2 rRNA genes are annotated in these 4,307 nt (G+C 63.0%); both read left to right on the top strand.

The annotated features are described in order from the left end of the window. Positions 1 to 1,059 (top strand): 16S ribosomal RNA (locus DW178_RS11025); the annotation flags it as partial. 272 nt (positions 1,060 to 1,331) lie between these two features. Continuing rightward, a 23S ribosomal RNA gene (locus tag DW178_RS11020) occupies positions 1,332 to 4,301 on the top strand. Positions 4,302 to 4,307: the final 6 nt, after the last annotated feature.

The following is a 4,307-nucleotide window of genomic DNA, read 5'->3' as shown; positions in this document are numbered from 1 at the left end:
TCGAGGGTACCCGCAGAAGAAGCCCCGGCTAAATACGTGCCAGCAGCCGCGGTAATACGTATGGGGCGAGCGTTATCCGGATTCATTGGGCGTAAAGCGCGCGTAGGCGGAGCGCTAAGCGGGACCTCTAACCCGAGGGCTCAACCCCCGGCCGGGTCCCGAACTGGCGCTCTCGAGTGCGGTAGGGGAGAGCGGAATTCCCGGTGTAGCGGTGGAATGCGCAGATATCGGGAAGAACACCGACGGCGAAGGCAGCTCTCTGGGCCGAAACTGACGCTGAGGCGCGAAAGCTGGGGGAGCGAACAGGATTAGATACCCTGGTAGTCCCAGCCGTAAACGATGGGCGCTAGGTGTGGGGGACGAGATCCCCCGTGCCGCAGCCAACGCATTAAGCGCCCCGCCTGGGGAGTACGGCCGCAAGGCTAAAACTCAAAGGAATTGACGGGGGCCCGCACAAGCAGCGGAGCATGTGGCTTAATTCGAAGCAACGCGAAGAACCTTACCAGGGCTTGACATGCGGGTGAAGCGGCGGAGACGCCGTGGCCGAGAGGAGCCCGCACAGGTGGTGCATGGCTGTCGTCAGCTCGTGTCGTGAGATGTTGGGTTAAGTCCCGCAACGAGCGCAACCCCTGCCCCGTGTTGCCAGCATTCAGTTGGGGACTCGCGGGGGACTGCCGGCGTCAAGCCGGAGGAAGGTGGGGACGACGTCAAGTCATCATGCCCCTTATGCCCTGGGCCGCACACGTGCTACAATGGCCGGTACAGAGGGTTGCGACCCCGCGAGGGGGAGCGGATCCCGCAAAGCCGGCCCCAGTTCGGATCGGAGGCTGCAACCCGCCTCCGTGAAGCCGGAGTTGCTAGTAATCGCGGATCAGCACGCCGCGGTGAATACGTTCCCGGGCCTTGTACACACCGCCCGTCACACCACCCGAGTCGTCTGCACCCGAAGCCGCCGGCCGAACCCTTTCAGGGGCGGAGGCGTCGAAGGTGTGGAGGGTGAGGGGGGTGAAGCCGTAACAAGGTAGCCGTACCGGAAGGTGCGGCTGGATCACCTCCTTTCTAGGGAGATTCGCACAGAATCAAGGCTTCGCTGAACTAAAGGTTCCAGAAAATCCAGCATCCGGCTCCCGGGGCTCCCGCCCCGAGGCACCTTGACAGCCGCATAGCGAAGCCCGGATTAAGAAGATACGCGGGGCCGGCGACCTAGCCGGCCCCCGAGAAAGAATAAAGAAATCAAATCATATCAAGTTGATTCGGATTCTTCACGATCGCAAATCATTCAAGATTTTCTCGATGTGGTTTACCTTACACATAGACAGGGAACACTTCAGGACGAAGATACGAAGGGCGCGAGGCGGATGCCTTGGCGCGGGAAGTCGACGAAGGGCGCGGCAAGCTGCGATAAGCCGCGGGGAGGCGCAAACGGCCTTTGATCCGCGGATTCCCGAATGGGGGAACCCAGCAGGGGCGATGCCCTGCTACCGGCCGCCGAATATATAGGCGGCCAGGAGGCAACCGGGGGAACTGAAACATCTAAGTACCCCGAGGAAGAGAAATCAACCGAGATCCCGGGAGTAGCGGCGAGCGAAACCGGGCCAGCCCAAACCGGCGCGCGTGCAAGCGTGCGGGCGTTTCCGCGCCGGTGTTGTTGGGCGGGGCAACCGAGGGCCGCATCCCTCGGCCGCTGTTACAAACCAGCCATCTAGGGGAACGGCCTGGGAAGGCCGGCGGAACAGGGTGAGAGCCCCGTACCCGGAAGGTCGCTGGCAGCGGGTCTCCGGCCCAGAGTAGCGCGGGGCACGTGAAACCCCGCGCGAAGCAGGGGGGACCACCCTCCAAGGCTGAACACTCTCCCGCGACCGATAGCGAACCAGTACCGTGAGGGAAAGGTGAAAAGCACCCCGAGAGGGGAGTGAAACAGCGCCTGAAACCGCGCGCCCACGAGCAGTCGGAGCACCCATCGCGGTGTGACGGCGTGCCTTTTGTAGAATGAGCCAGCGAGTCACGATGCGCGGCGAGGTTAAGCTATGAAGCGAGCCGCAGCGAAAGCGAGTCTTTAAGACGGCGACACGAGTCGCGCGTCGTGGGCGCGAAGCCGGGGGAGCTACCCATGGGCAGGCTGAAGCGGGGGTAAGACCCCGTGGAGGGCCGAACCCACTTCGGTTGAAAACGGAGGGGATGACCCGTGGGTAGGGGTGAAAGGCCAATCAAACCCGGAGATATCTCGTTCTCCCCGAAATAGCTTTAGGGCTAGCCCCGGCCGTTTTCCCGCGGCGGTAGAGCACTGGACGGAGGAGGGGGCCTCACCGCCTACCGATGCCGACCAAACTCCGAATGCCGCGAGACCAAAGGCCGGGAGTCAGAGCATGTGGGCTAAGCTGTGTGCTCGAGAGGGAAACAGCCCAGACCGCCCGCTAAGGCCCCCAAGTCATCGCTGAGTGGCAAAGGATGTGCGTCCGCCCAGACAACCAGGATGTTGGCTTAGAAGCAGCCATGCATTCAAAGAGTGCGTAACAGCTCACTGGTCGAGTGGACATGCGCCGACAATTCACGGGGCTAAGCGATGCGCCGAAGCGGCGGAATGTACAAGACATTGGTAGGGGAGCTTCCCCTGCGCGGCGAAGCCGGAGGGCGACCGACGGTGGAGCGCAGGGGAGTGAGGATGCTGGCATGAGTAACGAGAGCGGCGCGGGAAACGCCGCCGCCGTAAGCCCAAGGTTTCCTGGGCAAGGCTAATCCTCCCAGGGTCAGTCGGGAGCTAAGGCGAGGCCGGAAGGCGTAGCCGATGCGCAACAGGCGGACATTCCTGTACCGCCTCGGGACCGCTTATGACCGAAGGGGCGACGGAGAAGGGGACGCAGGCGGGGTTCTGGACGCCCCCGTGAAAGCCTGTAGGCCGCAGGGCAGGCAAATCCGCCCTGCAGACAAGGCCGAGACGCGAGACGAAGCCGCATGGCGAAGCTGCGGAGCCCACGCTCCCTGGAAAAACCCCTAGGCAGGGCCCGAGGCGCCCGTACCAAAACCGACACAGGTGGGCGGGTAGAGCATACCGAGGCGATCGGGGGAACCATGGTCAAGGAACTCGGCATAATCGCTCCGTAACTTCGGGAGAAGGAGTGCCGCTGCAGGTGGAGGGACGTCGCTCCCCGAGCCCGCGGCGGCCGCAGCGAAACGGCCCAAGCGACTGTTTACCAAAAACACAGGACTCTGCCAACCCGCGAGGGGAAGTATAGGGTCTGACGCCTGCCCGGTGCCGGAAGGTTACGCGGATGCGTTAGCGTAAGCGAAGCGCTGAAGCCAAGCCCCGGTAAACGGCGGCCGTAACTATAACGGTCCTAAGGTAGCGAAATTCCTTGTCGGGTAAGTTCCGACCTGCACGAACGGCGTAACGACTTGGGCGCTGTCTCGACCATGGACCCGGTGAAATTGCACTATTCGTGAAGATGCGAATTACCTGCGGAAGGACGGAAAGACCCCGTGAACCTTCACTGCAGCTTGGCATTGGCCGTTGGCTCGGCGCGTAGAGGATAGGCAGGAGGCAATGAAACCGGGGCGCCAGCCCCGGCGGAGCCGCCCTTGGAATACTGCCCCCTCCGTTCCGGCGGCCTAACGCGGCGCCTTGTATCAGGGCCGCGGACCGTGCCAGGCGGGTAGTTTGACTGGGGCGGTCGCCTCCCAAAGAGTAACGGAGGCGCGCAAAGGTTGGCTCAGGACGGTCGGCAACCGTCCCGAGAGCGCAAGAGTGCAAGCCAGCTTGACTGCGAGGCGGACGGGCCGAGCAGGTGCGAAAGCAGGCTCTAGTGATCCGGCGGCCCAGAGTGGAATGGCCGTCGCTCAACGGATAAAAGGTACTCCGGGGATAACAGGCTGATCTTGCCCAAGAGTCCACATCGACGGCAAGGTTTGGCACCTCGATGTCGGCTCATCGCATCCTGGGGCTGAAGTCGGTCCCAAGGGTACGGCTGTTCGCCGTTTAAAGCGGTACGCGAGCTGGGTTCAGAACGTCGTGAGACAGTTCGGTCCCTATCCTCCGCAGGCGCAAGTGGATTGAGGAGGTCTGCCCCTAGTACGAGAGGACCGGGGTGGACGGACCTCTGGTGCAGCGGTTGTCGACCAACGGCACGGCCGCCTAGCTACGTCCGGCACGGATAACCGCTGAAGGCATCTAAGCGGGAAGCCGTCTCCGAGATGAGTCCACTCTCCGGTAAGGGCCCAGGTAGACCACCTGGTCGATAGGCCGCAGGTGCAAGCGCGGCGACGCGCTCAGCCGAGCGGCACTAATAGCCCGAGCTCTTCGCATCCTCGAT

Origin of the sequence: Eggerthella sp. AM16-19 (genome assembly GCF_003474385.1) — a bacterium.
GTDB lineage: Bacteria > Actinomycetota > Coriobacteriia > Coriobacteriales > Eggerthellaceae > Senegalimassilia.
Note: the sequence above shows the minus strand (reverse complement) of the source record. Positions and strands in the feature narration are given on the sequence as shown.